The organism is Massilia pseudoviolaceinigra (assembly GCF_030846505.1).
GTDB classification, from domain to species: domain Bacteria; phylum Pseudomonadota; class Gammaproteobacteria; order Burkholderiales; family Burkholderiaceae_D; genus Telluria_A; species Telluria_A violaceinigra.
Genome location: NZ_JAVCWL010000082.1, coordinates 1 through 1,984 on the forward strand (window position 1 = coordinate 1; position 1,984 = coordinate 1,984).

General features: G+C 55.0%; 2 protein-coding genes. Both read left to right on the forward strand.

Annotated features, from left to right (window positions below; translation table 11 throughout):
- Nucleotides 1–567 (forward strand): hypothetical protein (locus tag RBA40_RS33085; protein WP_306653124.1); only part of this gene is annotated, 567 nt, incomplete at its 5' end.
- A gap of 31 nt (nt 568–598) precedes the next feature.
- Entirely contained in the window at nt 599–1,585 is a 987-nt protein-coding gene (locus RBA40_RS33090) for a GGDEF domain-containing protein (RefSeq protein WP_306653125.1), read from the forward strand.
- The last annotated feature ends 399 nt before the right edge of the window (nt 1,586–1,984 follow it).

Consider the following 1,984-nt stretch of genomic DNA (forward strand, 5'->3'; position numbering starts at 1 on the left):
CCTGAGTTTGACAAGGTGCCTTTCGCATTACTTGGACTGATGGCTCATCAGCGTCCGTACCACTGCGGTCGTTATCAACGTTGTCTTGACCGCATGCCAGCTTGCCCCTCGCTCACCCGCAGCCAGCACGGCAGTTTGTACGGGTTCCGCGACCCGTTGTATGTGTGCGTAAAACTTGCGCAGAATAACTGTATGCATTGCGTCGCAGCAATCACATCGCTACCCTGTAAGTACGCGCGGTCTTTGATCCGCCCCGATGACGATCTGGCGAACTGCCCCTTCAACATGAAATTTCCTTCTCGTTCCCTTCCCCGCATGGAAACGCTCGTGATCGGTTTGATCGTGCTCACGGCAACCCTGCTCGTCTGGCAACACTTCGGAATGGAAAGAGTCATGGAGTTTTCCGCCGCCAGTGGGCGACCGGTTGAGCTTTTGGATGAGCGCCTGCAGCAAGGCGGCAGTGTCGCCAAGCTCACGCGACGACCCGATGCGCTGGTTATGGATTGCGATCTGCGCCTGACGTTCGAATGGCCCTACTGTCGCTTACTTTTTACGCTAAGCAAATGAATTCGGCGTCGATCTGTCGGAGTTCGACTCCATGAGCTTCGACATGTCGTACGAAGGCCCGGGCGACCATACCGTACGGCTCTCTCTCCGTAATTTCGAGCCTGACATGTCGACATTGGACGACTACATGTCGCAAAAGGTGAACGAAACCCACTTTGTCGTCCCAGCGAAAGGCATCGTCAAAATACCAATGAAGGTCTTGCGTACCGCGCCCTGGTGGACCGATATGCGCCATGTTCCAGTCTTCCACACGGATATGCGGATCGATAACGTCACGACATTCGACTTATCGGTTGGCGCGCGTGATACCGAGGGGCGCCATCGCGTGGAGTTAAGGTCACTTAAATTCCATGGAAAGCTCGTCAGCCAGAACCGCTTGCTTCTGGTATTGGTGGGAACATGGATCGGGTGTGCCTTGGTGTGGCTGGACTTAGCCCTCCGCCATTCCCGATCGCAACTGAGTAATAGCACGACCCGACTCGCTTTACTGAGCAAAGTGAATGAGGCTCTGGAGCTGGAAACACGTGAACTGGCCGGCCAGGCCTACACGGATCCGCTCACCCAGGTTCTGAATCGGGAGGGCTTACGCGCTGCGCTGATGGAAAAGTGGCAGCATCCCGATGCGTCAGCTGAGCAGTTCGCAGTGGTGTTTGTCGATATCGACCATTTTAAAAAGGTGAATGATACACATGGCCATAGTGTCGGCGATGAGGTGTTGTGTGCTTTCGCTGCTGCGATACAACGTGGAATTCGTGCAAGCGACAAGCTGGCGCGTTGGGGCGGCGAGGAATTCCTGATCATTTGCCCCGGTACCAAGGCAGCCGATGCTCATCTGTTAGCGGAGAAGCTGCGTGAAGCATTGAGTTATCAGATCTGGCCGCACGGGCTCCGGGTTACCGCGTCGTTCGGAGTGACGGCCCTCCAGCCTGGAGAAGTCATTGGTGACGCGATCAAGCGCGCCGACAGTGCGCTTTATCGAGCCAAATCGAATGGCATGAACTGCGTGCGAGTTGCTTAACATGAATGGTGCAATAATGCGGAGGTTGACATCATGCGACCCCAGCATGTCGAGAGCCTGCCGGCCGGGCGCCAGCAGTAGCGCCGGCAATTTTCGTAACGCCGCACAGATGGCGACAGCCGGCAGCTGCACCATTTTTGCAAGAAAGAATTAAATGAAACGACACTATCTTTTCGTTGTTGCCCTGGCCTTACCCCAGATAGCGCTTGCAACCACCATTTCTGGAACACTGATTGGCGCGGGTGGCGGCGATTCGTCATTCGGCTGACTGTCGTGAAATAGCAATACTCGACTGCAGAGGCGCCAGGTGATCTCAAATTACTTGGTAATGAACACGTCCAAACGAATCTGCGGACGAAAAAAAACCCGCATGGCTTTCGCTCACACGGGTCTTTCTCT

What these genes read in the sequence shown, in the direction of transcription:
- RBA40_RS33090 (WP_306653125.1), top strand. Translation starts at nt 599, where the DNA reads ATGAGCTTCGACATGTCGTACGAAGGCCCGGGCGACCATACCGTACGG.